The 266-nt window shown below is 56.8% G+C and carries 1 protein-coding gene; it reads right to left on the reverse strand.

What is annotated here, in order from left to right:
- A partial coding sequence (locus tag ACYYG1_RS17520; RefSeq protein WP_461211619.1) for a ribonuclease H family protein occupies positions 1-266 on the reverse strand: 266 nt, incomplete at both ends.

Below are 266 nucleotides of genomic sequence, written 5' to 3' on the forward strand. Positions count from 1 at the left end.
CTTGATCCAGCCGCTGCCACAGATCGACATTCTTGACCGGTTTTTTGTCGGCGGTTTTCCAACCGCGTTTCTTCCAGTTATGGATCCAGCTGGTAATGCCCTGGCGCACGTACTGGCTGTCGGTGCTGAGCGTCACGGCGCAAGGCACCGTCAGCGCTTCCAGCGCCACGATCGCCGCCATCATTTCCATGCGGTTATTGGTGGTCAGGCGAAATCCTTCGCTGAAGGTTTTTTCCGTCTGCTTATAGCGCAGTATCGCGCCGTAG

Source organism: Desulfocurvus sp. DL1XJH-121 (assembly GCF_054819825.1).